This is a genomic window from Marinibacterium profundimaris (assembly GCF_002210095.1).
Lineage (GTDB): Bacteria > Pseudomonadota > Alphaproteobacteria > Rhodobacterales > Rhodobacteraceae > Marinibacterium > Marinibacterium profundimaris.
On record NZ_AQQR01000002.1, the window covers coordinates 581,487 to 607,647 of the forward strand.

A 26,161-nucleotide genomic window follows, 5' to 3' on the forward strand; every position below is an offset into this window, starting at 1 on the left:
CGGGGCGGGCCGGCCGATCCGGCGGGCCGGTCAGAGGGATCCGGTTTTCATCCAGCGCAGCGTCTTTTCGGTCCGCGTGCCCGGCTGGTATTCGGCCGAGATCCAGCCGTCGTAGCCGCTGGCCTCGATTGCGGCGAAGAGCGCCTTGAAATCCAGGCTGCCCGAGCCCGGCGCGCCCCGGCCGGGCGCATCGCCGATCTGGACGTGAACGACACGGGGCGCGACGCGGGACCAGACCGCAAGGGCGTCGCCATGAATTTCGGAGGCGTGGAAACTGTCGTATTGCAGGCCGACGTTGGGCCGGTCGACGGCATCGAGGATCTCGATCGCCTGGTCGTAATCGCAGAGGAAATAGCCCGGGAAACTGCCGGGATTGAGCGGCTCGACGGTAAAGATCTGGCCCGGGGCGGTATCGGCGGCGGCCTGCAGGTTGCGCACGAAGGTCTCGCGCGCCTGCGGGCCCTCGGCCTCGCCGGCCATGACATGGATGACGGCCGGGCGCAAAAGCTCGGCATAGCGCAGGACGCGGCGGATATCGCGGGCAAAGCGGTCCTCGCCACCGGGCAGGGCGGCATAGCCGGGCGTGCCGCCGGCGTAATTGGGCGGGGGCGCGTTCATCAGCACGAAGTCCAGCCCGGCCGAGATCAGCGCGCGCCGCGTCTCCTGCGCGGCGAGATCGTAGGGGAACAGCACCTCGACCCCTTCGAACCCGGCTTCGGCGGCGGCGGCGAAGCGTTCCAGGTAGGGCAGTTCGGTCCAAAGAAGGCTGAGATTGGCGGCCAGGCGCGGCATCGGCGTCCCCCTTGATATGTCCCGGTGATGGCGGGCCGGCGGGGGGACGTCAAGTCTGTTGGCGTGTCCCGGGGCGGTGGCGCAGGGCGGGGGCCGATCCGGGCGTGGCGCGGGGTGCGGGGACGGGAGCCTCCGGCGGGAGGTATTTGGGCCAAGAAGAAGATGGGCCGTGGCGCTCCGGAAGCGAGGGGGTGGCGCAGGGCGGCCGGGGGTCGGCGTTGGCGGTACAGGATCCGGCGGGGACAGGCTGACGCCGCGCCCCGCCAGGCCGAATCACAGCCCGGCTGCCAGCCGCACGCCCTGGTCTATGGCCCGTTTCGCGTCCAGCTCGGCCGCGACGTCGGCGCCGCCGATCACATGCGGCGACCGCCCGGCCGCGATGAGCGCATCGGCCAGGGACCGGTCGCTGTCCTGCCCGGCGCAGAGCACGATCGTGTCCGCCGCGATCAGCGTCGGCCGCTCGCGCGCCTCGCCGAAGCTGATGTGCAGGCCGTCTGCGTCGATCTTCTCGTAATTCACGCCGCCCACGAAATGGACGTCTTTCATCTTGAGCGCCGCCCGGTGGATCCAGCCGGTGGTCTTGCCCAGCCGCCGGCCGTGTTTCTCGGCCTTGCGCTGCAGAAGCGTGACCTGCCGCGCCGGTGGCTCGGGCCGGGGGCCTTCGGGGGCCAGGCCGCCGCGATGGGCGGCGGGGTCGGCGACGCCCCATTCCGCCATCCAGAGCGGCAGGTCCTCGGTCGGGCTTTGCCCCTCGTGCACGAGGAATTCGGAGACGTCGAAGCCGATGCCGCCGGCGCCGATCACGGCCACGGTCTTGCCGGCGGTCACGCGGCCGGTGAGGATATCGATGTAGGAACAGACATTCGGCCCGTCCTGCCCGGGGATGCCGGGATCGCGCGGGGTCACGCCGGTGGCGATGATGATCTCGTCGAAGTCATCGAGCATCCCGGGCGTGGCGCGGGTGGTCAGGCGCAGATCGATGCCCGCGCCGGCGACCATCGTCGCATACCAGTCGGTCAGGCCGCGGAATTCCTCCTTGCCGGGGATCTCGCGCGCCATGGTCAGCTGGCCGCCGATCTGGTCCGAGGCTTCGAACAGCGTCACGGCGTGCCCCCGCTCTGCCGCCGTCAGCGCCGCCGACAGCCCCGCCGGTCCGGCGCCGACCACCGCGATGCGTCCGGGCGTGGCGGCGGGGGTCAGGGTCAGTTCGGTCTCGTGGCAGGCCTGCGGGTTGACCAGGCAGGAGGTCAGCTTGCCGCCGAAGGTGTGATCGAGGCAGGCCTGGTTGCAGGCGATACAGGGCGCGATGGTGGCGGCCCTGCCGGCCCCGGCCTTGGCGACGAAATCCGGATCGGCCAGCATCGGCCGGGCGAGCGAGACCATGTCGGCGCAGCCCTGGGCCAGGATCTCCTCGGCCACGTCGGGCGTGTTGATCCGGTTCGAGGTGATCACCGGGATGGAGACCTTGCCCATCAGCTTCTTCGTGACCCAGGCAAAGGCCGCGCGGGGAACCGAGGTGGCGATGGTGGGGATCCGCGCCTCGTGCCAGCCGATGCCGGTGTTGAGGATCGTGGCGCCGGCGGCTTCGACCTCTCTTGCCAGCTGCACGACCTCGTCATGGGTGGAGCCGTCGGGCACCAGGTCGATCATCGAGAGGCGGAAGATGAGGATGAAGTTCGGGCCGGTGGCCTCGCGCGTGCGGCGGACGACCTCGAGCGCGAGGCGCATCCGGTTCTCGCAGGACCCACCCCAGCGGTCGGTGCGCTTGTTGGTATGGGTGACGAGGAACTGGTTGATGAAATAGCCCTCGGAGCCCATGATCTCGACCCCGTCATAGCCGGCCCGCTGCGCCAGCACGGCGGCGTTGACGATATCGGCGATCTGCTTCTCGATCCCGTCCTCGTCCAGCTCGGCCGGCGGGAAGGGAGAGATCGGCGACTTGATCGCCGAGGGGGCCACGCATTTCGGGCCGTAGGCATAGCGGCCGGCGTGCAGGATCTGCATGGCGATCCTGCCGCCCGCCTCGTGGACGCGGTCGGTGACGACGCGGTGGTTGGCGACATCCCCCTCGCTGGCCATCATCGCGGCGCCGGGCAGGACGGAGCCTTCGAGGTTGGGGCCGATGCCGCCGGTGACCATGAGGCCGACGCCGCCGCGCGCGCGTGAGGCGTAGAACTCGGCGACGCGGTTCCAGTCCTTCGTCTCTTCCAGGCCGGTGTGCATGGAGCCCATGAGCACGCGGTTCTTCAGCGTGGTGAAGCCCAGGTCGAGCGGTTCAAGAAGATGTGGATAGGCTTTGGTCATCGTCCCCTCCCGGTACAGATCGGCGCGACAATCGCCGCTGCCGGAGCCGGTGTCATCCGCAACGCCGCGTCAGCGGGTTGCCGTGGGCCACAGGCCGGGTAAGGAAGGGGGGAGAGGCCAAGGAGAGCATTCTATGACCCCCGAAGAGATCGCCAAGCTGCCCTACCGTCCCTGCGTGGGCGTGATGCTGATGAACGCGGAGGGCGATGTGTTCGTCGGCCAGCGCATCGACAATTCGGAACCCGCCTGGCAGATGCCCCAGGGCGGGGTGGATCCGGGCGAGGCGGCGGACGAGGCGGCGCTGCGCGAGCTTTGGGAAGAAACCGGGGTGACCGCCGACCTGGTGGAGCTGGTGGCGCGCACCGAGGAGCCGGTGACCTATGACCTGCCGCATGACCTGGTGCCGCGGATCTGGAAGGGGCGGTACCGGGGGCAGGAGCAGATGTGGTTCCTGTTCCGCTTCCTGGGCGAGGACGGGCAGGTGAACATCGAGACCGAGCATCCCGAGTTCTCGGAATGGCGCTGGCTGCCGCCGGAGGAGCTGGTGGCGCGGATCGTGCCGTTCAAGCGCGAGGTCTATGCGCGGGTGGTGGAGGCGTTCCGGGGGCACCTGACGTGATGGGGGCCCTTGCCTGAGGGCACGCGGTTTGCGGGCGGTGCGCCGGAGTATTTGGACAAAGGTGAAGCATGGGGCGGCGCGCCCTGGCGGCGGCAGCCGGTCATCGGGGCGGCGGGGACGGGCGCGTGGTGGTGGGGTGCCCTTGCCTGAGGGGGCGCCTCTGGCTGGCGGTGTGCCGGAGTATTTCTGTCCAAGAAGAAGCAGGGGCGTGGTGCGGTGTCCCACGCGTGGGACAGGGGGCGAGGTCCGTGAAATCAATGGGTTGCGGGGGCGGATTTACCGATTGTTCAGGAATGGGCGCGGTTTTGGGGCGCGTTCGGATCAGCTGTCGGGGGCGACGATCGGGATGTGGGATGCGGCGTCGCGCGGCAGGTCTCCGGTCAGGCGGGGGTCTTCGGTGATCTCGATGCGGCGGCGGACGGGCATGAAGCCGGAGCGGATGTAGAAGCCGAGCGCCTGCGGGGAATCGAGCGTGCAGGTATGCACGTGGAAGCGGCGGATCGGGTGCGACCAGGCCCGCGATATTGCCTGGTCCATCAGCCAGGCGCCGGTGCCCGAGCCGATCAGCCCGGGGCCGAGGCCGAAATAGGCAAGCTCGCAGGACTCCGCTTCGCGGAAGTCGAGCTCGAGCAGGCCCTGGGGCGTGCCGTCTTTCTCGACCGCGCAGACCTCGACCTTGGGGTCGGAGAGGATCGTGGAAAGGGCCGCGTCGGTGAGGCGCAGGCGCGAGAACCAGAGCCAGTCGGCGCCGACATGGGTGAAGAGCGCGCGGTACCAGGCCGGATCGGGGGCGGGCACGCGGGTGAGCGTGACGCCCTCGGGGGCGGGATGCCCGCGCAGGGGGGCCGGCGCGCGCATCTCCAGATAGGTTACGACGGCCGCCAGATAGCCCGGGGGCAGGTCGTGGTAGCCGTCGGTCAGCATCAGTCGATCAGGCCCTTGGCGCGCAGTTCGGCGCCCATGTCGACCAGCGGCCGAGGGCCGATATGCGAGATCACCTCGCGCGCGCAGGCATTGCCGATCTTCACGCAGCGTTCCAGGTCGTAGCCCTTCGACAGGCCGAAGAGGAACCCGGCGGCGAACTGGTCGCCGGCGCCGGTGGCGTCCACGGGCGTGATCTTTTCCACGGCCACGTCGAGGCGCTGGCCGTCGGCCATCACCGTCACGCCGTCGCCCGAGCGGGTGCAGACCACCAGCGGGCAGATCGCGGCCACCGCCGCCAGGTCGGCGTCGAGGTCGTCGTTCTGGAACAGCGAGCGGATCTCGGCCTCGTTGCCGATGACGTAATCCATCTCGTTCTCGATCAGCGACAGGAAATCGGCGCGGTGGCGTTCGACGCAGAACGGGTCGGAGATGGCGATGCCGGTCTTGCCGCCACCGGCGCGGCAGGCGCGGGCGGCTTCCAGGAAGGCGGCCTTGCCCTTGTCCTTGTCGAAGAGATAGCCTTCGAGGAACATCAGCTTGGCCTTGCCGGCGACCTCGGCGGGCACGTCGTCGGAGCTGACCTCGGACGAGATGCCCAGATAGGTGTTCATCGAGCGTTCGCCGTCCGGCGTGACGAAGATCATGCAGCGCGAGGTGGGCAGTTCGCCGCCCGCTACCGGCGGGTTGACGAAGCGCACGCCGCCGTCTTCCATGCCGCTGGCATAGGCCTGGCCCAGCTCGTCGTCGCGGACGCGGCCGATGAAGGCGGCGTTCAGGCCCAGGGCGCCCGCGCCGGCGATGGAATTGCCGACCGAGCCGCCGGGCGCCTGCACGCGATCTTTCATCGCGCCGAAGAGCTGCTCGGCGCGGTCGCGCTCGATGAGCTGCATGATGCCCTTTTCGATGTCCATGTCTGCGAGAAAGCTGTCGTCGGTCTGGGTGATCACGTCGACGACGGCATTGCCGATTCCGACCAGGTCATAGGTACTCAAGGGCTGTCCTTTTCGTTGGTTGCAGGGGATTGGCGGGCGTCCCGGCGGGGCCGGGCGCGGATGTTGCGGGCCGGTTCGAGAACGGCGTCGTCAAACGGTCTTCTCCTCGAACGGGCAGAGATCGGCGATGATGCAGGTGGGGCACATCGGCTTGCGGGCCTTGCAATGGTAGCGGCCGTGCAGGATGAGCCAGTGATGCGCATGCAGCTGGAATTCCGCCGGCACGTTGTCCTCGATCGCGCGTTCGACGATGTCGACATTCTTGCCCGGGCAGATGCCGGTGCGGTTGCCGACGCGGAAGATATGCGTGTCGACCGCCTGCGCCGGGTAACGCCACCACATGTTCAGCACCACGTTCGCGGTCTTTCGCCCCACGCCCGGCAGCGATTGCAGCGCCGCGCGCGAAGACGGGACGATGCCGTCGTACTCTTCCACGAGGATGCGGGAGAGCTTCATGACGTTCTTGGCCTTGTTGCGGTAGAGGCCGATGGTCTTGATATGTTGGGTCAGCTGCTCTTCGCCGAGGTCGAGCATCTTCTGCGGCGTGTCGACGATCTCGAAGAGGGCTTTCGTGGCCTTGTTGACGCCGGCATCGGTGGCCTGCGCCGAGAGCGCCACGGCGACCAGAAGGGTGTAGGCGTTGACATGGTTCAGCTCGCCCTCGGGTTCGGGGTCCGCCGCGTGGAAGCGGGTGAAGATCTCGTGGATCTTGTGGTAGTCGAGCTGTCTGGCCATCGGCGCCTTGATGCCTCAGAGGCGATCATGCTGCAACTGCTAAGGGGCGTTCAGGCGGTCAGCCGGCCGCCGGAGAGCGCGACCGGGTCCGCGGCGACGACGAAATGGTCACCGTTCCAGGCCAGCCCCAGCCGGGTGCAGATGGTTTCGGAGGCGATGTTGCCCGCGCGGATGCCGGTGAAGACGCTGCCCATGCCAAAGCGGTCGCGGGCGGCCAGCATCGAATGGGCGCCGAGCACCAGCGAGATGCCGGTGCCGCGGCGGTCCTCGGCGGTGGCCAGCATGCCCCACCAGGCCTGCGCGGCGCGGGGGCTGTCGGGGTGGAAGAGGCCGAAGGCGGCGGTGGCGCCGACGAAGCGGCCCAGCGGGTCGACGGCGACGAGGGCGAAGGCCGGGCCGTTGCGGCCGCGCAGAAAGGCGCCCGAGGGCACCAGCACGCCGCAGCCGCGGGCCAGCGCATCGAGCTGGCGCAGCTCTCCGGCGGGGGCGTCGGCGCCGATCTCGCGCAGGGTGAGATCGGCGGGCAGGGCGCGGGTCGCCGCGATCTCTTCGGCGGCGGAGAAATCGGAGGCATGCCATTCGCGGAACACGTCGACCGAGAGGCCCGCCGCTTCGAGCCGGTCGCGCAGGGCCGGCACGGCGGCCTCGGGCACGCCGTAGTTGGGCGCGGCGCCCTGGACCCGGGCGAGGGCCACGTGACGGTCGAAATTGCCGGGCGCATGGGTGGCGAGCGTCACGGTGCGCCCGTAGGTGCAATAGGCGGGATCGTCGCGCAGCAGGGTCCAGAGCGCCTCGCAGCGGCGCTGGATCGCCTGCTGATCCTCGGATCCGAAATATTCGTCCATCGCGGCCTGCCTCCCCTGCGCCTGTTGATCGCAGACTGTCCGGGGTGTCCCACGGCCTGTCAATCGCCATGACGGGCCGGGGGCGTCGCAATGCGCAAGGTCCGGGTCGCGCGCGGGGCGGCGGCGGGGCTATCTGGGGGCAAAGGCGCTTGTGTCCGTTGCGGCGCGCCGTGATGATGAAGGGAGTGATCGGGATGAGCAGGATGGACCAGGATTTCGACAGCGGGTCGGGCTATCATTTCGACGTCATGCGGCGGGCGATCGAGCTGATCGACGCCGCCGGCCCCGGCCTGAAGCTGGAAGAGCTTGCGGCCGGGATGAACATGAGCCCCGCGCATTTCCAGAGGGTCTTCTCGCGCTGGGCCGGGGTGTCGCCGAAGCGGTTCCAGCAATACCTGGCGCTGGGCCATGCCAAGGCGCTGCTGGCCGAGCGGTTCACGACGCTGGAGACGAGCCATGCTGTGGGGCTGTCGGGGGGCGGGCGGCTGCATGACCTGTTCCTGCGGTGGGAGGCGATGAGCCCGGGCGATTTCGCCAGGGGCGGCGAGGGGCTGGTGATCGCCTGGGGCTGGTTCGACAGCCCGTTCGGCCGGGCGCTGGTGATGGGGACGGACAAGGGCATCTGCGGCATCGGCTTCGAGGGCGAGGCGAGTGCCGGAGAGGCCATGGCGGACCTGGCGGGGCGCTGGCCGAAAGCGCGCTATGTCGAGGACCCCGAACGGCTGCGGCCCTGGGCGGAGGCGGCCTTTGGCGCAAGTGGCGTAAGCGGCGAGGCGCCGCTTTACCTGATCGGGGCGCCGTTCCAGATCAAGGTCTGGGAGGCGCTGCTGTCGATCCCCTCGGGGCAGGTGACGACCTATTCCGAGATCGCGCGGTCGATCGGCCACCCGAAGGCGGTGCGCGCGGTGGGCACCGCCGTGGGGCGCAACCCGATCAGCTGGCTGATCCCCTGCCACCGGGCGCTGCGCAAGTCCGGGGGGCTGGGCGGCTATCACTGGGGGCTGCCGGTCAAGCGGGTCATGCTTGCCTACGAGACCGCCAGAGCCGAAGCCAGCCCGGGCGCCGCCACCGGGGCCTGAGGGCGCGCTCGTCTGCCCTTTCAGGCAGCCTCGCAGCAGGCCGTCGCCTGTGTGGCGGCGCGTCGGGGTCGGTGTAGTCTCCGACCGGGTCTGCCCAGCGGCCAAGGCGCAGGGTCATCATCACGTGGTGGTCGTAATACGACATCTCGGGTCTCCTTCGGGTCTGACCCGAATTCACCACGAGGCTCCTGACACCCTGTTGTCAGTGGTCCATGCTAGGCTGTCAGCAGATGACGGAGCCGCCCGATGACCAAATCCACCCGGATGTTCGAACTGATCCAGATCCTGCGGGCTGCGAGGCGGCCGGTCACGGCCGACGAGCTGGCCGAGCGGCTGGGCGTGTCGGCCCGCACCGTGTACCGCGACATCGCCGCGCTGCAGGCCATGCGCACCCCGATCGAGGGCGAGGCGGGGCTGGGATACGTCATGCGCCGCGGCTACGACCTGCCGCCGCTGAACTTCGACCAGGAAGAGCTGGAAGCGCTGCGCGTGGGCCTTGCCCTGCTGGTGCGCACCGGGGACAGCGCGCTGGTCGATGCCGCCGGGCGGATCGGCAAGAAGATCGACGCCCTGCAGGAGCCGGTCGACTGGCTGAAGATCGCGCTGCCGGGGGTGCCTCTGGACGATCCCGAAAAGGGCTGTGTGTCGAAAGGCATGCTGCGCGCGGCGATCCGCGAGGAACGCAAGATCGAGATCACCTATCGCGACGAGGCCGGGGTCGAGACGCAGCGCATCCTGCGCCCGGTGGCCATGCTGTATTACCACGATTGCGCGGTGCTCGCCGCCTGGTGCGAGCTGCGCCGGGGTTTTCGCTGTTTCCGCACCGACCGGATCTGGGCCTGCACCCTGCGCGAGGACGGCTTTGCCGGCGAAGGCCCCGCGCTGCGCCGGCTGTGGGAGGACAGCGACACGCCGCTGGTGCCCTTCGCCACGGCGATCTGATCCCGGTTCCGGCGCGGTCCCCGCGCTTGCCCGAACACCGGGCCACATGTTTCGGCGCGCCCGGGTTCTACCAATGGGCGAAGACCCCGTCGCCTGCCGTCCGGCGGGCATGAAAGCCGCGTTTTATCGGCGGCTTGTCGCCCTTCCGGGGGCTTTTGCGGCTTGAGATACCGGACCTGTCGGACGATAGTCCGCGCCAAATGCCGCCCTTGCGGCGAACGCGTCCCAAAGGCACGGAACCCGCAGCAAATGGCGGGCCGGCCCGAGCAGAAGGTACCAGTCATGATCTCCCCGACCCAAGAGTTGTCCCAAGTTTTGACCCAAGAGTCGATCCATGAGCCCGTCCGGGCCCGTCTTCCCGGACGCGCGCTTTCGGTGGCCGCGCTTGCCCTTGTCGGCCTGAGCGCCTGCACCGATCCGGCGGCGCTGGACCCCAACACCGACCCGAACCGCAACACCAAGGCGGGCGCCATCGGTGGCGCGATCCTCGGCGCCGGCGTCGGGCTGGTCACTGGCGGGGATCAGGGGCTGAAGAACGCCGCCGTGGGCGCGACCGCGGGCGCCATCCTGGGCGCCGGCGCCGGCAGCCTGCTGGACCGCCAGGCGACAGAGATCCGCCAGTCGCTGGCCAGTGACGGCATCACCGTGGTCAACGAAGGCAACCGCCTGGTCGTGACCCTGCCGCAGGACATCACCTTTGCCACCGACAGCGCCGACATCCGGCCCGTTCTGCAATCGGAACTGGTCAAGCTGGCCCAGAACTTCGTCAAGTACCGCAATTCCAACCTGCAGGTGGTCGGCCATACCGACAACACCGGCGAGGCCGCCTACAACCAGACCCTGTCGGAACAGCGCGCGGGCGCCGTCTCGGCCGTGCTGATCAACAACGGGGTGGAGCCGAACCGGATCCGCACCGTGGGCGCGGGCGAGAACCAGCCGGTGGCCTCCAACCTGACGCCCGAAGGCCGGGCGCAGAACCGCCGGGTCGAGATCATCGTGGTGCCGAAGCAGGGGCTTTGATCCCGATCCTGACGGCGTTTCGGGCCGGGGCCCGGTCCCGGCCCGGCAGGCCGATCGCAGCCGGTGCGTCCGGCTGACACGCGCCCGGCGCCGCGGTCTGCGTGCAATCCGGGCAAGGCGGGGCCCAGGTCCCGCCGCGCGCGCGTCTACGACCTTGGCCGTGGTCCTGCCCTCTGGCCCGGGCGTTTCCCTGTGCTAGGCTGATGCGGGGCCCCGGGGCGCGGGCCGGGTATCAGGCCATCGAACCGGGAAGGACATACATGGGCGAGAGGATGCTTCTGGGCATATCGGGGTCGCTGCGCGCGGCGTCGGTGAACCGCAGGCTGGTGCGCGAGGCCGCGCGGCTTTATGCGCCCGACCGTTTCATCGAGGCGGATATCGACTTTCCTCTCTACAATGGCGATGTCGAAGACGGCCCCGGCGTGCCGGACGCCGTGCTGACGCTTGTCGATCAGATCGAGGCGGCGGAGGCCGTCGTGATCTCGACCCCCGAATACAACAAGGGCCCCTCGGGCGTCCTGAAGAACGCGCTGGACTGGGTCAGCCGGGTCAGGCCGGTGCGCTGGACCGGCAAGCCGGTGGCGGTGATGTCGGCGGCGGCGGGCCGGGCCGGGGGCGAGCGGGCGCAGATGATCCTGCGCAGCTTCATGGTGCCGTTCCAGGCCCGGGTGATCGCGGGGCCCGAACTGCACCTGGCCGATGCCGGGAACCAGTATGACGCGGACGGCCGGCTGCTGTCGGACCGCTACGTGGACACCCTGCAAAAGCTGATGGACAACCTGCAGGCGGAAGTGACGCGCGGCTGAGGCGCGGCCGGGACAGGGCAATGGCAGGGCTGAGGGAGACCGGTGGGAGGACAGCATGGGGCATTGGCGGAAATCGGAGGCGGGCTTCACCCCGCTGGGCACGTCGCTGGAGGCGCCGTTCGAGAGGCTGACGGGCGAGACGGTGCCGGAAGAGCGGTTCTTCGTCTGCAACAGCGGCGACAGTGTCGCGGTGGATCCGGAGATCTACCGGCTGAAGATCAAGGGCGACGCGGTCGAGCGCGTGGTGACCCTGCGGCTGTCGGACCTGGAGGCGTTGCCGCAGCACGAGGTGCTGGCCTATGTGGAATGCGCGGGCAACCAGCGGACCCTGTTCAGCAAGATCGACGGCCACGTGATCGACCGCGAGAGCGACGGGGACGACGTGGCCTGGACGCTGGGCGGGATCGGGCAGGCGCTGTGGTCGGGGCCGCGGCTGGCGGATGTGCTGGCACTGGCCGGGGTGTCGCCGCAGGCGGCCTGGGTGGCGCCGATGGGGCTGGATGTGCTGAACCCGGAATGCGACATCGAGATCCCGATGCCGATCGAAAAGGCGCTGGACCCCGACACGCTGGTCGGGCTGCGGATGAACGGCGCGGCCCTGCCGGTGGATCACGGGGCGCCGGCGCGGATGGTGGTGCCGGGCTGGGTCGGCACCTACTGGGTGAAATGGGTCGGCTGGCTGACCGTCTCGGCGCGGGAGATCCGGAATTACCGGACCGACGAATATTACGTGATCGACGGTGTCACGGTGACCGAGCAGAACATCAAGGCCTCGCTCTGCCTGCCCTTCCCGGCCGAGCTGGCGCCGGGGCGGCAGCGGATCGAAGGGCTGGCGCGATCGCCCGGCCAGGAGATCGCAAGGGTGGAATGGTCCGCCGACGGCGGCGACTGGACCGGGGCCGAGATCGTGCAGCGCAGCGGCAAATGGGGCTGGACCCGCTTCGCCTTCGACTGGGACGCCGCGCCCGGTTCCCACGTGCTGCGCTGCCGCGCGGTGGACGCGGCAGGGCGGAGCCAGCCGGAGGTGGCTTTGATGAACGAGGGCACGCTTCTCTATAACGCGGTGATCCCGCATCCGGTGACGGTGACGGTGACGTGACGGGCGTTCGGGGCATTCGGCGCGTTCGGCGACTGGGGCCCCTGTGCGCTGCGGGTCAGTCGGGCAGGCTGATTTCCACCAGGTTGCCGTCGGGATCGCGGATGTAGATCGACATCAGCGGGCCGGTGGCGCCGCTGCGGGGGACGGGGCCTTCGATGATCTCTATGCCATGCCCGGCGAGGCGGGATTGCCAGGCTTCCAGCGGCATGTCGGTGAGAAAGCACAGATCGGCGGACCCGGGGGTCGGCACCCTGGCGCGCGGCTCATAGGCGGTGCCGGCGGGGTGCAGGTTGATCTTTTGCGACCCGTAACGCAGCGCGTGGCGGGTGCCGCCGCCGGAGGCGGTGAAGGAGATCGCCTCCATCCCCAGGGCGCCCGAGTAGAAGCGTGTGGTGGCGTCGATATCGGCGACGGTCAGGACGAGATGGTCGAGGGTTGTGAGCATGGAGGTCTTTGCCTTTGGGTCGGACAGCGGGGGCGTGCTCCCGCCCTGTCGACGGTGGGGCGGGCGGCCGGAGGCGTCAAGAGCCCACCCCGCACGCCCCCGCTGTCCTCGTGCTGCGCCGTGCGGACCGGGGGGCGAACGGCAGACAGGACCTTCGGGGCCTTGCGCCATGGCACCGGGCGAAGGCATGGTCCGTGGATGCGGGAGGGGCGGATGACAGACAGCCAGGTGATCTCCGACGTCATGGATCCGGCGCGTGCCTCGGCGCTTTGCGCGGTGCTGGGCCTGCCGGGGCCGGTGGCGCCTGGCGACGCCCTGCCGCCGTTTTTCCACCAGGTCCATTTCTGGGACCCGCAGCCGCCCGGGGCGCTGGGCCGCGACGGGCATCCGAAGGTCGGCGGGCTGATCCCCGACACCGGCCTGCCCCGGCGGATGTGGGCCGGCGGGCGGCTGGCCTTTGCCGCGCCGCTGCGCGCCGGGGTGCCGGCCGAGAAGCACAGCCGCTTCGAGGATGTCACCCGCAAGTCCGGGCGCAGCGGCGCGCTGGCCTTCGTCACCCTGCGCCACGAGATCCGGCAGGAGGGGCAGCTGTGCCTGACCGAATGGCAGGACCTGGTCTATCGCCCCGAACCCGACCCGTCCGACCCGCGCCCCGACCCGCCACGGGCGCCCGAGACGGCGCAGGACCGGCGCGCGGTGCAGTTCTCCCCGACCCTGCTGTTCCGGTATTCGGCGCTGACCTTCAACGGCCACCGCATCCACTATGACGAGACCTATGCCCGGCTGGTCGAGGGCTACGAGGGGCTGGTGGTCCATGGCCCGCTGCTGGCGCAGCTGATGATGCTCATGGCCGAGGATCTGCTGGGGCCGCTGGCGGGGTTCTCGTTCCGGGGCGCCTCTCCGCTGATGCACCACGAGACGGCCGAGCTGTGCCGCGACGGGCGGCGGTTCTGGGTCCGCGCGGGCGACGGCCGGCTGTGCATGACGGCGGCGGCCGAGGCGGACTGAGCCCCCCGCCGCGCAGACCTCAGAGGCAGGTTTCCAGGCGGAACCCGTCGGGTACGGCATCGCGGTCATCCAGCACCAGGTCGGCCATCACCTGGGCCACCTTCGGCGCCATGCCGAAGCCGATCTTGAACCCGCCGTTGGCCACGAAATGCCCCGGACGTCCGGGCCAGGGGCCCATCACCGGGGCCCGGCTGCGGGCGCGGGGGCGCAGCCCGGCCCAGCGGTCCACGACCGGCGCCTCGGCCAGCAGCGGCACGGCCAGGCGGGCGGCGGCGATGACCTCGTCCAGCTGGCTGTCGGTGTCGCGCGGGCTGTCGAAATCGCGTTCCGAGGTCGAGCCGATCGCCACCGTCCCGTCGGTGTGCGGCACGATATGCACCCCGCCCGAGAAAAGCTGCGGCGCGTCCTGCGGCATCGCCAGGCCAAGCACCGCCGCCTGTCCCTTGACCGCCGTGCCGACCGGACGGTCGAAGGCCTGCGAAAGCTCGGCCAGCCCGGCCGATCCGGTGGCCCAGACCACCGCGCCGCTGTCGGGTGCCTCGGTCACGATTGGCACGCCCTGCCGCTTCAGCGCCGCGACCAGCGCCGCCACGGCCCGCGCCGGATGCAGCCGCGCGCTCAGCGTGTCGCGGATCAGCCAGCCCGAGGGCGAGACCGGCGCCCAGCCGAAGGCGTCGCTGGCCGGGATGACCTCCCATGCGGCGAACCCGTCCCAGAGCGTTTCGGCCTGCGTCGCGCGGCTGCGGGCCAGCGCGACCGCCCCGGCATCGGCCAGCGGCTGCAGCCGCCCGGTGCGCCCGTAGCCGGGCGAGACACCGCCGACGGTCTCCACCCCGGTCCAGAACGCGTCGGCCATGCGCAGGCTGTCGAACTGGAAGGCCTTTTTGGGGTTCCAGTTCTCGGGCACATGCGGCGCCAGAGCGCCGACCACGCCGCCCGAGGCCCCGGCACCCGGACCGAAGGGATCGACCACGACCACCCGTGCCCCCCGCCGGGCACAGGTCCAGGCGATCGACAGGCCAAAGATCCCGGCCCCCCGAACGGTGACGTCCGCCATTGCCATTTCCGCCTCGCTTCTTCAGTGTCGCCCGGCGCGGGCCTCTCGCCGCGACCATAAGAGAGGGTGGCATGCAGCACCAGCAGGCACAGGTCTCGTGGCGGGACGATCGGGTTCCGGTCTCGGACCGGTTCGACGACCCGTATTATTCGATCCAGGACGGGGTGGAGGAAACGCGCCACACCTTCCTTGGCGGCAATGGCCTGCCCGCGCGGTTCGGCGGCGCCTTCCGGGTGGCCGAGCTGGGGTTCGGCACCGGGCTGAACTTTCTCGTGACGTTGCAGGCCTGGGTCGCGGCCGGATCCCCCGGCACGCTGCATTACACCAGTTTCGAGGCTTTCCCGATGGCCGCCGCCGACATGGCGCGCGCGCTTGAGGCCTTTGCCGACCTGCCGGGGCGGGACCTGCTGGCCGAGGCCTGGGCGGATGGGCGCTTTCCGGCCGCGATCGGCGGCGCCACGCTGGATCTGCGCCTGGGCGACGCGCGCACAGCGCTGCCGGAGTGGGAGGGGCAGGCGGATGCCTGGTTTCTCGACGGCTTCGCCCCGGCCCGCAATCCCGAGCTGTGGGAACCCGCGCTGATGGCCGAGGTCGCGCGCCATACCGCGCCGGGCGGCACGCTGGCCACCTACACGGCCGCCGGCCACGTGCGTCGGACGCTCGACGCGGCGGGGTTCGACATCACCCGGCAACCCGGCTATGGCCGCAAGCGCCACATGACCACGGGCGTGCTGCGATGACGACCACCGACAAGGATGCGGGCCACGGCCCCGGGCCCCTGACCGCAGGCGACGCCCCGGTGGCGCCGGTGCCGCACCAGGCCAGCCCCGCCGTTCCCGCCGCGCCCGTGCCGCAGCGGAACACCGTGGGCCTTGGCATCGGGCTGATGATCGGCTCGACCATCGTCTTCGCGCTGCAGGACGGCATGTCGCGGCACCTGGCGGCGGAATACAATACCCTGATGGTGGTGATGATCCGCTACTGGTTCTTCGCCGCCTTCGTGATCGCCATCGCCGCGCGGGCGAAGGGCGGGCTGCGCCGCGCGGTGAAGACCTCGCAGCCGGTCGTGCAGGCGCTGCGCGGTCTGCTGCTGGCGGCCGAGGTCTGTGTCGCGGTCTACGGCTTCACCCTGCTGGGCCTGATCGAAAGCCAGGCGGTGTTCATCTGTTACCCGCTGCTGGTCGCGGCCTTGTCGGGCCCGGTGCTGGGCGAAAGCGTGGGCTGGCGGCGGTGGAGCGCGATCGGCGTGGGGTTCATCGGCGTGATGTTCATCCTAAAGCCCTCGGGCGGTGTCTTTGACATCGCGGCGGCGATCCCGCTGGCGGCGGCGCTGATGTTCGCGCTGTATTCGCTGCTGACGCGCTATGCGGCGCGGCGCGACACCACGGCGACCAGCTTCTTCTGGACGGGCGCGGTGGGCGCGGTGTTCATGACCGCCGTGGGCATCTGGCACTGGGAGCCGATGACCCTGCCCGATTACGGCTGGATGGCCTGCCTCTGCGTGACCGGGGCGCTGGGCCACTGGCTGCTGATCAAGTGCTACGAGGTGGCCGAGGCCAGCGCGGTGCAGCCCTTTGCCTATTTCCACTTTGTCTGGGCGTCGATCCTCGGGATGACGCTCTTTGCCGAGGTGCTGCGGCCCAGCGTGGCCACCGGCGCGGCGCTGATCGTCGCGGCGGGGCTGTTCACCCTGTGGCGCGAACGGGCGAAGCGGGCGGCTTAGGCGCGGGCCGCAACGGCCGGCGCGCGATGCGCGGGCGCGGGGCCGTCATGCCGGACCCGAGCGCCCTGCCGCGGTGCGGCCTCAGGGCGCGTAGGCGCGCAGGGTGGCGCCGCGCAATTCCTCGCTGAAGGGGATCGGCAGAGGCTCCTTGCCCAGCCGCGCGCGGTAGACCGGCAGGCTTTCGGTGACGCGCATGATGTAGTTGCGGGTCTCGTTGAAGGGGATCATCTCGATCCAGTCGACGATGTCGATCTCGGCGTTGCGGCCGCGCGGGTCGCCGTAGTCCTCCATCCAGCGCAGCGGGCGACCCGGCCCGGCGTTGTAGCCCGCGGCCATCATCGACACGTTGCCGCCCAGCTGCGCCGCCAGCGTGGCCAGGTAATTGGCGCCCAGCTTGGCGTTGTAGCGCCAGTCTTCCAGCATGCGGGACGAGCTGTGCGAGGCGCGGATGCCCAGATCGTCGGCCACCAGCTGCCCGGTGGCGGGCATCACCTGCATGAACCCCAGCGCGCCGGCGCCGCTGATCACGCCGGGGTCGAATTCGCTCTCGCGCCGCGCGATCGACAGGACCATCTCCTGCGCCATCGGCAGGTCTTCGTCGGCGACCGGGTGCAGCGGGTAGTAATAGCCCGCCAGGATCACCCCGTCCTGCGCCGCGCGTTTCGAGATCATCACCGACAGATGCGGATCGTCGAGATCCAGCGCCATCTGCCCCAGCCGCGCGGCATCCTCCGGCGTGAGGCTTTCGGTCAGGTGGGTGAAGAACCTTTCGGCCAGCACGTATTCCTCGGCCTCCCACAGTTCCACGGCGGCGCGGAACACGGTGGATTTCGTGAACTCGGCCTCCTGCCAGGGAGCCAGCTCGGGCGGGTTGGCCATCGAGGGATCGAAGGGCAGCCCGGCGCGTTCGGCGGCCAGCAGCCCGTAGAACGAGCTTTGGTATTCCCCGCCCTCGCGATAGGCGATCTGCGCCACCTCGGTATCGCCGAGCGCGTCCAGCGCGCGGCCCGTCCAGTACTTGGCGCGGCCCTTGGAGATCGGCGACTGCACCGCCTCGTCCAGCCGCAGGAAATGCAGCAGGGCGGTTTCCGGCTGGTCCAGGAAGGTCAGCGCGAGGTAGCCCGACAGCCATTCGAGATCGGCGAAATCCGACCCGTCCACCAGCCCGTGGCGCATCGCCACCTCGTAGGCGCGCTGATGCTCGCCCGCGCGCATCAGCTGGCGGGCATAGCCGCGGCGCCGGCCGGCCCAGCTTTCGGGCTGGCCCAGCGACTGGGCCGAGGTGGAGCGTTCGATCATCAGCTCGAGCGCGTCGTCGGTCCGGCCCTTGCGGGCGCGCCATTCGAACCGGTCGTAGGCCAGGCCCGGGTCGTCGGCCAGATCCTCGGGCACCCGTTCGATCAGCGTGTCGACGCCCGCGGCCTGTTCCTGCAGCGCCAGCCGGGCCAGCGCCAGCGCGCGGGTGCCGTCATCGACCGAGGTCAGCATCCGCCGCGCGCTCAGCCGGTGCCCGTCCCACAGCAGCCGGTCCAGCCGGGCGACATTGTGCGGCGGCAGCAGATCGCCGCCGGCGGCAAGGAAGGCGGATTGCTGCGTGGCCCCCATCGCCATGGTGCGCCAACCCAGCACCAGCGTGGCATCGGCCTCGCCGCCCCGGCCGGCGGCGCGCAGCGCGTTGACATAGGCCAGCACGCCGTCGGGGGTTTGCGGTTCGACCTCGTCGAACATCGACAGCACGTCGGAAAAGCTGGCGGTGACAAAGGCGCCCTCGGATTTCTCGCGCAGCCAGGGGATGCCGGGCCAGTCGCCGTTGCGCTCCAGGAAGGCCAGCACCGTCGCCGCATCGCCGCGCCCGGCGCGCAGCCAGTGCCATTCGACCACGTCATGCGCGACCGAGGCCGGGGCGCCGGCCGCCTCGAAGGCGGCTTCGAAATCCTGCCGGCGGACGGCGTCCATCGCCTCGGCCAGGCCGGCGTCGGCGGGGCGCGCCAGCGCCGGGATCAGGGCCGGCGCCAGGGCCAGGACCAGCAGCAACGAAACGGTACGGATCTGGGCAATCATTTTCGGACCATGCAGGGCTTGAGCATCCAAGGGTATTGCGTGTATCGGCACGTACAACTCACAAACGCGGCAGATCCGGGAGAGCCTGCCGCAAACCCAGGAGCGCGCCCATGTTCAAAGGTTCCATGCCGGCCCTTGTCACCCCGTTCACCAACGGTGCAGTGGACTTCGACGCGCTCAAGAAACTCGTGGACTGGCACGTCGACCAGGGCTCCCACGGGCTTGTTCCGGTCGGCACCACGGGCGAGAGCCCGACACTGACCCATGACGAACATGAAGAGGTCGTGGCCCAGGTTGTCAAGGCCGCCGCGGGTCGCATCCCGGTTGTCGCCGGCGCCGGATCGAACAACACGGTCGAGGCCGAACGATTCCTGCAGCACGCCGCCTCGGTCGGGGCGGATGGCGCCCTGGTGGTGACGCCCTATTACAACAAGCCGACGCAGCGCGGGCTGGTGGCGCATTTCACCGCCCTGCACGAATGCTGCGACCTGCCGATCATCATCTACAACATCCCCGGCCGCTCGGTCGTGGACATGCTGCCCGCCACCATGGCGCAGCTGTCGAAGCTGCCGCGCATCGTCGGCGTCAAGGACGCCACCGGCGATCTGGCCCGCGTGTCGGAACAGCGCATGGCCTGCGGCCCCGATTTCATCCAGCTTTCGGGCGAGGATGCCACGGCGCTTGGCTTCAACGCCCATGGCGGGACGGGCTGCATTTCCGTCACCGCGAACGTCGCGCCGAAGCTCTGCGCCGAATTCCAGGAGGCCATGCTGGCCGGCGATTACGCCAAGGCCCTGACCTACCAGGACAAGCTGATGCCCCTGCACGAGGCGATCTTCATCGAACCCGGGCTCGTCGGCGCGAAATACGCCATGGCGCGGCTGGGCATGTGTTCCGAAGAGGTGCGCCTGCCGCTGACCGGTCTGCTGGACGAAACGAAGGCGATCATCGACGCGGCCATGGCCCATGCCGGGCTGCTGTAAGGGCACACGTTGACAGGGATGACGGGCCTTCTCATGGTCTGAACGGGCGTTCCATGCGGGCGCCCGTTTTCCATGGAAAGGAGAGCCATGACCGTCCTCGCCCCCATCGCCGATGCCGCGCCCGAACTGGAAGCGATCTTCAAGGATCTGCATGCCCACCCCGAGCTGGGCTTTCAGGAGGAGCGCACCAGCGCCGTGGTGGCCGAGACGCTGAAGGCCTACGGCGTGGACGAGATCCATCGCGGGCTGGGCAAGACGGGGGTCGTGGCCCTGATTCACGGGCGCGAGAAGGGCAACCGCCGGGTTGGTCTGCGCGCCGACATGGACGCCCTGCCGATCGACGAGATCACGGGGCTGGACTATGCCTCGAAGACCCCCGGCGTGATGCATGCCTGCGGCCATGACGGCCACACCACCATGCTGCTGGGCGCCGCGAAATACCTGGCCCAGACGCGGGATTTCGCCGGCACCGCCGTGCTGATCTTTCAACCGGCGGAAGAGGGTCTTGGCGGCGCGCGCCAGATGCTGGCCGACGGGCTGTTCGAGCAGTTTCCCTGCGACGAGATCTACGGGATGCACAACGCGCCGGGCACGCCGCCCGGCAAGGTCGGGATCTGCAAGGGCGCGGCCATGGCCGGGGCGGCGTTCTTCGACATCCGCATCTCGGGCCGGGGCAGCCACGCGGCCGCGCCGCACATGTCCAAGGATGCGCTGATGATCGCGGCGACGCTGGCGGGGCAGATCCAGACCATCCTGTCGCGCAACATCCCGCCGCAGGAAACCTGCGTGCTGTCGATCACCCAGCTGCATGCGGGCTCGGCCTATAACGTGGTGCCCGAGACGGCCACGCTGGCCGGGACGATCCGCTATTTCAGCGATGACATCTACAAGCTGGCCGGGGACCGGATGCAGGCGATCTGCGACGGTTTCGCCAAGGCCCATGACGTCGAAATCGCGCTGGACCTGCGCAACGTCTTCGACGTGCTGCAGAACGACGAGGAGTTGTCAGACGCCTATATCGACGCGGCCGCGGATATCGTCGGGGCGGAGAACGTGAGCAATACCGAGAAGCCGGTGACGGGGTCCGAGGATTTCGCCGACATGCTGCAGGCGGTGCCGGGCGCCTATGTCCGCGTCGGGCATGGCGGGACGGTGTCGCTGCACAACCCGGCTTATGTACTGGATCCGGCGATCTTGCCGGTGGGCGCCTCGATCATGGCGCGGGTGGTGGAGAAACGGTTGCCGGTGGGCGGCTGAGCGCGGCGTGCCCTTCGAGGTCGGGCGCTGCCGAGACAGATGAACGAATGGTAAATTCGCCTCTGTAACATCTTGATTTTGCTTGGGTGGCTCAGTGTCCCACGCGTGGGACACCCGCTACCGCTTGCCGTAATACAGCCCCACGACATGCTCTGCCTCGGCGAAGAACAGCCAGCGCGAGACCATCATCCCCGCCCCCATCGACAGCACCGCCACACCCGCCAGCACATGGCTGAACGGCAGCACCAGCAGAACCAGAGGCAGGACGAAGCCCAGCCCCATCGCGATCACCCGCAGCTTCCGCGCGTGCTTGCGCCCGATCACGTGGACCATTTCCTTCAGCAGGTAATTCGTGCCGGTATGCGGCGGCTCGAAGGCGCGGACCTTGCCGATCCCGCCCAACCCCGTCGCCGTCGCCAGCGTGGTTCCCGACGCGGCGAAGGCCCCGTCCCCGCGCAGCCACCACGCGATCTGCAGCGTCCCGGCCAGCACGATCAGCCAGCGCGCCGCGATGATCTGGCCGGCCAGCAACGCCCCGCCGGCCAGCGCCAGCGCCAGGAACAGCGCGGGCGTCAGCGGGGTGCGCCAGCGCGGCACCGTCTTCAGCTGGGCGTAGATCATCGAGGTGGCGAACACCGTGCCCAGGCTTAGCAGCCCGCCGATCGCGCCGATCACCGGCCAGCGCGCGTCCAGGAACACCAGTCCCGCGCCGTAGATCCCCATCACCGCAAGTGCGGCGACCGAGGTCCAGGCCTCGCGGCTCAGCCAGCTTGTCTGCCACTGGGTGAAGGCCCGCAGGGCGCGTTCGGGATGGCCCAGGTGGAAGGTCGAGGCGATCAGCCCGCCCACCGCCAGCAGGTAGGCCAGCACGAAGAAGGCAAAGGCCGTCCAGCCCGTCACCGGCGGCCGGCCGAGGCCCAGCCAGAACAGCAGGCCGAAGCCCAGCCCCGAGAGCGTGGTGAACAGGATGACCGATCGCGCGGGATGCATTCAGAGCTTCTCCAGCGTGCGGTCGAGCCAGGCGAGGAAGCCCGTGGGCTCCTCGGCCACGGGGGCGAGCCAGGGGGCGAGCACGTCGATTTCCTGCTCCATCCGGTCCCTCGGCCGGGGGGGCAGGTACTTGTTCACCGGTTTCGTGCCCTGTTCGGGGGCAAGATCCATGCCGCCGCGCGCCTCGACCAGCTTCGACACGTCGCTCTCGGGGTCCGAGAGATCGCCGAAATGGCGTGCACCGGCGGGGCAGGTGCGGACGCAGGCGGGCACGCGATCGACCTCGGGCAGGGTGTCGTTGTAGATCCGGTCGACGCAGAGCGTGCATTTCTTCATGACACCGGCGTCGCCATCCATCTCGCGCGCGCCATAGGGACAGGCCCAGGCGCAGAGGCCGCAGCCGATGCAGGCGTCTTCGTTCACCAGAACGATCCCGTCCTCGACCCGCTTGTAAGAGGCCCCGGTGGGGCAGACGGTGACACAGGGCGCGTCTTCGCAATGCAGGCAGGATTTGGGGAAATGCACCAGCTGCGCGGCGCCCTCGTCGGGCTGCACCTCGTAGGAATGGACGCGGTTGAGGAAGGTGCCGGTGGGTGCGGTGCCATAGGCATCCTGATCCGACAGCGGCGCGCCGTAGCCCTGATCGTTCCAGCCCTTGCAGGCGATCACGCAGGCATGGCAGCCGACACATGTATCCAGGTCGATGACCAGGCCCAGGGTCTTTTGGGTCTCGGCGGGCAGGCGGGTCATGAGAGGTCCTCCGGCTGCTGGCACGCGCGGACGAAGGCGGCAAGGTCGCGGTTGAAGCGGTCGGGCGCCTCGTAGAACGGGCTGTGGCCGCAATCGGGATAGACCAGCGTGCGGGCATTCTGGAGGGTCTCGGCCACCTCGCGGCCGGCGGGGTCGGGCGCCAGCCGTTCCCTGGCGCCCCAAAGCACCAGCGCGGGCACCCGGGTGGCGGCGAAGGCGTCGTGGTAATCCGCGTCGCGCAGCCGCGCGGCGCGCCGGACGTCCGGCGCGACAAGCATGTTGAAGCCGACCATGCGGGCCAGCGCGTCCGGTTCGGGGGGCTGGTGGAAACAGGCCTTCACGAAGGCCAGCGTGGCGGCGAGGTTTTCGGCATCGTCATGGCTGTACATGCCCTGCGCGCTGGCGGCCGTGTCGGCGGCGCGTGCGGCGGCGACCTGCGGGTTCATGCCCTGGCCGATGCGCAGATGCGCCCCGATCAGGCAGACCCCGGCGATCTGCCCGTCGCCGTGCCGGGCCAGGTAATCGCCGGCCACGAAGCTGCCCATGGACCAGCCCACGAGCACCGGCTTGCCCCGGCAGCAGGCCTTGACGATGGCGGCGATGTCGTCGGCCCAGACCTCGGACCGGTTGTAATGTGCGTCGCCTTCCGGCCGGCCGGAGGCGCCGTGGCCGCGCAGGTCGGGCAGGATCAGCCGGAAATCGCGGGCCAGCGGCGCCTGACGCTCCCAGCTCAGGTGATGCTGTGACCAGCCGTGGATGAACAGGATCTCGGGCGCGCCTTCGGGTCCGTCCTCGAAGACGGCGAGGGGCGTACCGCCATGTCCTGTGATGTCGCGGCGGATCATAACGGACCTCCACGCTGCGGGATCGGCGGGAAGACGGGCTGGGCCTCGGCGGGCGGATCGGCCTTCTCGATCCGGACCTTCAGGTCGAACCAGGCGGCCTGGCCGGTGACCGGATCGGAATTGGACCAGCGCAACCCGTCGCCCTTCGGCGGCAGAAGCTCGTGGATCAGGTGGTTCAGCAGGAAGCCCTTCGTCGCCTCGGGCGCGTCGGGGTCCAGCGCCCAGGCGCCCTTGCGCTTGCCGATGGCGTTCCAGGTCCAGACGGTGTTGTCGTTCAGCGCGGCCATTTCCATCACCGGCACGGTGATCCGCCCGTGGGGCGAGGTGACATGCGCCCAGTCGCCGTCCGCCAGACCATGCGCGCGCATCAGCCGGGTGGGCACGTAAAGCGGGTTGCGCCCGTGGATCTGCCGAAGCCAGGCGTTCTGGCTGCCCCAGGAATGGTACATGGCCATGGGGCGCTGGGTCAGGGCGTGGATCGGGTAGTCGTCTTCCCTTGGCGGGGTCCAGTGGGGCAGGGGGTCCATCCCCTCGCGCAGCCGCGCACGCATATGCTCGGGCGGCTGGCGGGTGCCATGGCCCTCGGCGGCGCGCTGGAACTGGCGCATGGGCTCGACATACAGCTGGAACAGGTAGGGCTGCGGGGCGTCGTAAAAGCCCATCGAGACGGCCCAGTCCTGGTAGGCGCGGTTCCAGGGTTTGAAATAGCTGGCCTCTTCAGGGACATGCGAGACCCAGAAGCCGCCGTTGCCGATGTAGCGCTGCAGCTGGTCGGGGTTCGGTGACCCGCGTCCGCCCGTGGCGGACGTCGCGCCAGAGACGCGCTCTTCATCGGTGTTCCCACCCACCCCCGAACATTCTTCGCGCCAGCCGGCCAGCGGGCCGACGCCGGGCCGGCGTTCGTGGTTGACCATGTAATCGGCGTAATCGCGGTACTTCGGTTTCCCGTCCTCGGTGAAGCCCGGCAGCTTCAGCCGGTTGGCCAGCTGCACCAGCACCGTCTGGAAGCCGCGCACGTTTCGGTCGGGTTCCACCACCGGCCAGCGGATGGCATCGGCGGCGGCATCGGCCTCGCAGATCGGACGGTCGAGCAGCGAGATGCAGTCGTGGCGTTCCAGGTAGGTCGTGTCGGGCAGGATCAGGTCGGCATAGGCCGTCATCTCGGACGCATAGGCGTCGGAATAGATGATGCGCGGGATGCGGTAGGCGCCGGTCTCGTCCGTGTCGGTCAGCATTTCGAGGACGCCGCGCGTGTTCATCGACGAGTTCCACGCCATGTTCGCCATGTAAAGGAACAGCGTGTCGATCCGGTAGGGGTCGCCGGCATGGGCGTTGGAGATCACCATGTGCATCAGCCCATGGGCCGAGAGCGGGTTGTCCCAGGTGAAGGCCTTGTCGATCCGGGCCGGCGTGCCGTCGGGGCGCAGGGCAAGATCCTTCGGCCCCAGCGGAAAGCCCAGGTGCGGGCCGTCGAGGGCGCCGCCGGGGGTGCAGATGCTGTGCGGGCGGGGATGCGCCTCGGGCGGCTTGGGATAGGGCGGTTTGAAGCGGAAGCCGCCGGGCGTTTCGACGGCGCCCAGAAGGATCTGCAGGATGTGCAGGGCGCGCGCCGTCTGGAACCCGTTGGCATGGGCCGAAATCCCGCGCATCGCGTGAAAGCTGACCGGGCGGCCGGTCATCGTCTCGTGCCGCTCGCCGCGGAAATCGGTCCAGGGGCGGTGCAGGACGACGGGGCTGTCGAAGGCGGCGCGGGCGATTTCCGCGGCCAGCGCGCGGATGCGGGGGGCGGGGATGCCGCAGGTCTCGGCCACCGCCTCGGGCGCATAGGCGGGGTCGAGGTAACGGGTGGCGAGCGCGTGGAACACGGTGTGCAGCGTGGCGCCGTCGCGGTCGAGCGTGCCGTTCAGGTCGGGGCGGACGCCGGGCTGGTCGAAGGCCGCTGGCGCGCCGGTCGCGCGGTCGATGACCTGCGGCTTGCCGTCACCGTCGCGCAGCAGCAGGCCGTCCGCATCCAGCAGCACGGGCGCATTGGTGTAGCGCGCGAGATAATCGAGATCGATCCGCCCGGCCTTCAGCAGCACGTGCACCAGCGACAGGATCAGCGCCATGTCGGTGCCGGGCGTGATGCCCAGCCATTCGTCGGCCACCGCGTTGTAGCCCGACCGGATCGGATTGATACCGACGACCTTCGCGCCGCGCGCCTTCAGCTTGCCCAGACCGATCTTGATCGGATTGCTGTCATGATCCTCGGCCACGCCGAAAAGCAGGAAGAGCTTCGTATGGTCCCAGTCGGGCTGGCCGAATTCCCAAAAGGCGCCGCCCATCGTGTAGATGCCCGCCGCCGCCATGTTGACCGAACAGAACCCGCCATGGGCCGCGTAGTTCGGCGTGCCGAAATTCTGCGCCCAGAACGAGGTGAAGGATTGCGACTGATCGCGTCCGGTGAAGAAGGCAAGCTTTTCGGGGGCCTCGCGGCGGATCGGCTCCAGCCAGCTGACGGCGAGGTCCAGCGCCTCGTCCCAGGAGATTTCCACGAAGCGGTTCGATCCGCGCGGCCCCACCCGGCGCATGGGCGCGCGCAGGCGCGAGGGCGCGGTGTGCTGCATAATACCCGCGCTGCCCTTGGCACAAAGCACGCCGCGGTTGACCGGGTGATCGCGATTGCCCTCGATATAGGTCACGCGGCCGTCCTTCAGGTGCACGTTGATGCCGCAGCGGCAGGCGCACATGTAGCAGGTCGTCTTGCGGATTTCGTCCGATATGCGCGGCGCGGTGTCGAGGTCGGGCTTGATCATCTGGGCATCGGGGAGATTTGCCGTCGTTCCGGATTGCAAGGCACAAGGGGGATGATGTTCCGCCCTCGGGTCGCATGCAAGGACGGAGTT

Annotated in this window: 24 protein-coding genes; 11 read left to right on the forward strand and 13 right to left on the reverse strand. The window is 69.6% G+C overall.

The window, feature by feature from the left end:
- Nucleotides 1-30 precede the first annotated feature (30 nt).
- A complete protein-coding gene (locus tag ATO3_RS07660) occupies nt 31-792 on the reverse strand; it encodes a hydroxypyruvate isomerase family protein (RefSeq protein WP_088649229.1) in 762 nt (253 codons plus the stop codon).
- Nucleotides 793-1,065: 273 nt separating this feature from the next.
- Nucleotides 1,066-3,096, reverse strand: a complete 2,031-nt coding sequence (locus tag ATO3_RS07665) for an NADPH-dependent 2,4-dienoyl-CoA reductase (RefSeq protein ID WP_088649230.1) — start codon at nt 3,094-3,096, stop codon at nt 1,066-1,068.
- A gap of 133 nt (nt 3,097-3,229) precedes the next feature.
- Between ATO3_RS07665 and ATO3_RS07670 the strand changes: the two genes are divergently transcribed.
- Nucleotides 3,230-3,715, forward strand: coding sequence for an RNA pyrophosphohydrolase (locus ATO3_RS07670; RefSeq protein ID WP_088649231.1), 486 nt, complete (start codon nt 3,230-3,232; stop codon nt 3,713-3,715).
- A 321-nt stretch (nt 3,716-4,036) separates the two neighbouring features.
- Here ATO3_RS07670 and ATO3_RS07675 read toward each other — a convergent pair whose 3' ends face one another.
- From ATO3_RS07675 to ATO3_RS07690, 4 genes are all read right to left on the reverse strand, one after another.
- Nucleotides 4,037-4,639, reverse strand: a complete 603-nt coding sequence (locus tag ATO3_RS07675) for a GNAT family N-acetyltransferase (protein WP_088649232.1) — start codon at nt 4,637-4,639, stop codon at nt 4,037-4,039.
- Nucleotides 4,639-5,631, reverse strand: a complete 993-nt coding sequence (locus tag ATO3_RS07680; protein WP_088649233.1) for an adenosine kinase — start codon at nt 5,629-5,631, stop codon at nt 4,639-4,641. The genes ATO3_RS07675 and ATO3_RS07680 overlap by 1 nt, the downstream gene beginning before the upstream one ends.
- Nucleotides 5,632-5,721: 90 nt before the next feature.
- On the reverse strand, nt 5,722-6,366 hold the full coding sequence (nth, locus tag ATO3_RS07685; RefSeq protein WP_088649234.1) for an endonuclease III: 645 nt from the start codon (nt 6,364-6,366) through the stop codon (nt 5,722-5,724).
- 50 nt (nt 6,367-6,416) lie between these two features.
- Nucleotides 6,417-7,211: a hypothetical protein gene (locus ATO3_RS07690; RefSeq protein WP_088649235.1), complete on the reverse strand. Its 795-nt coding sequence runs from the start codon at nt 7,209-7,211 to the stop codon at nt 6,417-6,419.
- Nucleotides 7,212-7,405: 194 nt separating this feature from the next.
- Here ATO3_RS07690 and ATO3_RS07695 point away from each other — a divergent pair, with 194 nt between their 5' ends.
- From ATO3_RS07695 to ATO3_RS07715, 5 genes are all read left to right on the forward strand, one after another.
- Nucleotides 7,406-8,290, forward strand: coding sequence for a methylated-DNA--[protein]-cysteine S-methyltransferase (locus ATO3_RS07695; RefSeq protein ID WP_233152061.1), 885 nt, complete (start codon nt 7,406-7,408; stop codon nt 8,288-8,290).
- Between the two features lie 246 nt (nt 8,291-8,536).
- A complete protein-coding gene (locus ATO3_RS07700; RefSeq protein WP_088649236.1) occupies nt 8,537-9,232 on the forward strand; it encodes a helix-turn-helix transcriptional regulator in 696 nt (231 codons plus the stop codon).
- A gap of 315 nt (nt 9,233-9,547) precedes the next feature.
- The gene (locus ATO3_RS07705) at nt 9,548-10,252 is read left to right on the forward strand and encodes an OmpA family protein (RefSeq protein WP_233152062.1); all 705 of its coding nucleotides are present in this window, start codon (nt 9,548-9,550) and stop codon (nt 10,250-10,252) included.
- Nucleotides 10,253-10,512: 260 nt separating this feature from the next.
- Complete coding sequence (locus tag ATO3_RS07710; RefSeq protein WP_088649238.1) at nt 10,513-11,058, forward strand: NADPH-dependent FMN reductase; 546 nt, start codon at nt 10,513-10,515, stop codon at nt 11,056-11,058.
- 55 nt (nt 11,059-11,113) lie between these two features.
- Nucleotides 11,114-12,157 (forward strand): molybdopterin-dependent oxidoreductase, encoded by a 1,044-nt coding sequence (locus ATO3_RS07715; protein ID WP_088649239.1) that lies wholly within the window; start codon nt 11,114-11,116, stop codon nt 12,155-12,157.
- Between the two features lie 55 nt (nt 12,158-12,212).
- Here ATO3_RS07715 and ATO3_RS07720 read toward each other — a convergent pair whose 3' ends face one another.
- Nucleotides 12,213-12,602, reverse strand: coding sequence for a VOC family protein (locus ATO3_RS07720; protein ID WP_088649240.1), 390 nt, complete (start codon nt 12,600-12,602; stop codon nt 12,213-12,215).
- 213 nt (nt 12,603-12,815) lie between these two features.
- Here ATO3_RS07720 and ATO3_RS07725 point away from each other — a divergent pair, with 213 nt between their 5' ends.
- Nucleotides 12,816-13,610, forward strand: coding sequence for an FAS1-like dehydratase domain-containing protein (locus ATO3_RS07725; protein ID WP_088649241.1), 795 nt, complete (start codon nt 12,816-12,818; stop codon nt 13,608-13,610).
- Nucleotides 13,611-13,629: 19 nt separating this feature from the next.
- On the opposite strand, the gene ATO3_RS07730 is transcribed toward ATO3_RS07725, so the two are convergent.
- The gene (locus tag ATO3_RS07730; RefSeq protein WP_088649242.1) at nt 13,630-14,673 is read right to left on the reverse strand and encodes an NAD(P)/FAD-dependent oxidoreductase; all 1,044 of its coding nucleotides are present in this window, start codon (nt 14,671-14,673) and stop codon (nt 13,630-13,632) included.
- Nucleotides 14,674-14,738: 65 nt separating this feature from the next.
- Here ATO3_RS07730 and mnmD point away from each other — a divergent pair, with 65 nt between their 5' ends.
- Together mnmD and ATO3_RS07740 are read left to right on the forward strand one after the other, a co-directional pair.
- Nucleotides 14,739-15,407, forward strand: a complete 669-nt coding sequence (gene mnmD, locus ATO3_RS07735) for a tRNA (5-methylaminomethyl-2-thiouridine)(34)-methyltransferase MnmD (RefSeq protein ID WP_088649243.1) — start codon at nt 14,739-14,741, stop codon at nt 15,405-15,407.
- A 107-nt stretch (nt 15,408-15,514) separates the two neighbouring features.
- A complete protein-coding gene (locus ATO3_RS07740; RefSeq protein ID WP_269845404.1) occupies nt 15,515-16,390 on the forward strand; it encodes a DMT family transporter in 876 nt (291 codons plus the stop codon).
- A gap of 81 nt (nt 16,391-16,471) precedes the next feature.
- On the opposite strand, the gene ATO3_RS07745 is transcribed toward ATO3_RS07740, so the two are convergent.
- A complete protein-coding gene (locus ATO3_RS07745; protein ID WP_088649245.1) occupies nt 16,472-18,451 on the reverse strand; it encodes a lytic transglycosylase domain-containing protein in 1,980 nt (659 codons plus the stop codon).
- Nucleotides 18,452-18,561: 110 nt separating this feature from the next.
- On the opposite strand from ATO3_RS07745, the gene dapA reads away from it, so the two are divergent.
- Together dapA and ATO3_RS07755 are read left to right on the forward strand one after the other, a co-directional pair.
- Nucleotides 18,562-19,434 (forward strand): 4-hydroxy-tetrahydrodipicolinate synthase, encoded by an 873-nt coding sequence (dapA, locus tag ATO3_RS07750; RefSeq protein WP_088649246.1) that lies wholly within the window; start codon nt 18,562-18,564, stop codon nt 19,432-19,434.
- Between the two features lie 87 nt (nt 19,435-19,521).
- Nucleotides 19,522-20,691 (forward strand): M20 aminoacylase family protein, encoded by a 1,170-nt coding sequence (locus ATO3_RS07755; protein WP_088649247.1) that lies wholly within the window; start codon nt 19,522-19,524, stop codon nt 20,689-20,691.
- A gap of 117 nt (nt 20,692-20,808) precedes the next feature.
- On the opposite strand, the gene ATO3_RS07760 is transcribed toward ATO3_RS07755, so the two are convergent.
- Genes ATO3_RS07760 through ATO3_RS07775 form a run of 4 tightly spaced genes read right to left on the reverse strand, consistent with a single transcriptional unit; the run spans nt 20,809 to nt 26,071 of the window.
- Nucleotides 20,809-21,681 carry a dimethyl sulfoxide reductase anchor subunit family protein gene (locus tag ATO3_RS07760; protein WP_088649248.1) on the reverse strand — a complete coding sequence of 291 codons (873 nt, stop codon included), beginning with the start codon at nt 21,679-21,681 and terminating at the stop codon, nt 20,809-20,811.
- The gene (locus ATO3_RS07765; RefSeq protein ID WP_088649249.1) at nt 21,682-22,431 is read right to left on the reverse strand and encodes a 4Fe-4S dicluster domain-containing protein; all 750 of its coding nucleotides are present in this window, start codon (nt 22,429-22,431) and stop codon (nt 21,682-21,684) included.
- A complete protein-coding gene (locus ATO3_RS07770) occupies nt 22,428-23,276 on the reverse strand; it encodes an alpha/beta fold hydrolase (protein ID WP_088649250.1) in 849 nt (282 codons plus the stop codon). Before ATO3_RS07770 ends, ATO3_RS07765 begins: the two co-directional genes overlap by 4 nt.
- On the reverse strand, nt 23,273-26,071 hold the full coding sequence (locus ATO3_RS07775; protein ID WP_088649251.1) for a molybdopterin oxidoreductase family protein: 2,799 nt from the start codon (nt 26,069-26,071) through the stop codon (nt 23,273-23,275). Before ATO3_RS07775 ends, ATO3_RS07770 begins: the two co-directional genes overlap by 4 nt.
- Between the last annotated feature and the right edge of the window lie 90 nt (nt 26,072-26,161).

Excerpts from the sequence above, each read along its gene's own strand:
- ATO3_RS07725 (WP_088649241.1), top strand. The coding sequence starts at position 12,816 with ATGACAGACAGCCAGGTGATCTCCGACGTCATGGATCCGGCGCGTGCC.
- ATO3_RS07710 (WP_088649238.1), top strand. The coding sequence starts at position 10,513 with ATGGGCGAGAGGATGCTTCTGGGCATATCGGGGTCGCTGCGCGCGGCG.
- mnmD (WP_088649243.1), top strand. The coding sequence starts at position 14,739 with ATGCAGCACCAGCAGGCACAGGTCTCGTGGCGGGACGATCGGGTTCCG.
- ATO3_RS07730 (WP_088649242.1), bottom strand. The coding sequence starts at position 14,673 with ATGGCAATGGCGGACGTCACCGTTCGGGGGGCCGGGATCTTTGGCCTG.
- ATO3_RS07745 (WP_088649245.1), bottom strand. The coding sequence starts at position 18,451 with ATGATTGCCCAGATCCGTACCGTTTCGTTGCTGCTGGTCCTGGCCCTG.
- ATO3_RS07765 (WP_088649249.1), bottom strand. The coding sequence starts at position 22,431 with ATGACCCGCCTGCCCGCCGAGACCCAAAAGACCCTGGGCCTGGTCATC.
- ATO3_RS07775 (WP_088649251.1), bottom strand. The coding sequence starts at position 26,071 with ATGATCAAGCCCGACCTCGACACCGCGCCGCGCATATCGGACGAAATC.
- ATO3_RS07695 (WP_233152061.1), top strand. The coding sequence starts at position 7,406 with ATGAGCAGGATGGACCAGGATTTCGACAGCGGGTCGGGCTATCATTTC.
- ATO3_RS07720 (WP_088649240.1), bottom strand. The coding sequence starts at position 12,602 with ATGCTCACAACCCTCGACCATCTCGTCCTGACCGTCGCCGATATCGAC.
- ATO3_RS07690 (WP_088649235.1), bottom strand. The coding sequence starts at position 7,211 with ATGGACGAATATTTCGGATCCGAGGATCAGCAGGCGATCCAGCGCCGC.
- ATO3_RS07755 (WP_088649247.1), top strand. The coding sequence starts at position 19,522 with ATGACCGTCCTCGCCCCCATCGCCGATGCCGCGCCCGAACTGGAAGCG.
- dapA (WP_088649246.1), top strand. The coding sequence starts at position 18,562 with ATGTTCAAAGGTTCCATGCCGGCCCTTGTCACCCCGTTCACCAACGGT.
- ATO3_RS07665 (WP_088649230.1), bottom strand. The coding sequence starts at position 3,096 with ATGACCAAAGCCTATCCACATCTTCTTGAACCGCTCGACCTGGGCTTC.
- ATO3_RS07700 (WP_088649236.1), top strand. The coding sequence starts at position 8,537 with ATGACCAAATCCACCCGGATGTTCGAACTGATCCAGATCCTGCGGGCT.
- ATO3_RS07660 (WP_088649229.1), bottom strand. The coding sequence starts at position 792 with ATGCCGCGCCTGGCCGCCAATCTCAGCCTTCTTTGGACCGAACTGCCC.
- ATO3_RS07770 (WP_088649250.1), bottom strand. The coding sequence starts at position 23,276 with ATGATCCGCCGCGACATCACAGGACATGGCGGTACGCCCCTCGCCGTC.
- ATO3_RS07715 (WP_088649239.1), top strand. The coding sequence starts at position 11,114 with ATGGGGCATTGGCGGAAATCGGAGGCGGGCTTCACCCCGCTGGGCACG.
- nth (WP_088649234.1), bottom strand. The coding sequence starts at position 6,366 with ATGGCCAGACAGCTCGACTACCACAAGATCCACGAGATCTTCACCCGC.
- ATO3_RS07760 (WP_088649248.1), bottom strand. The coding sequence starts at position 21,681 with ATGCATCCCGCGCGATCGGTCATCCTGTTCACCACGCTCTCGGGGCTG.
- ATO3_RS07675 (WP_088649232.1), bottom strand. The coding sequence starts at position 4,639 with ATGCTGACCGACGGCTACCACGACCTGCCCCCGGGCTATCTGGCGGCC.
- ATO3_RS07670 (WP_088649231.1), top strand. The coding sequence starts at position 3,230 with ATGACCCCCGAAGAGATCGCCAAGCTGCCCTACCGTCCCTGCGTGGGC.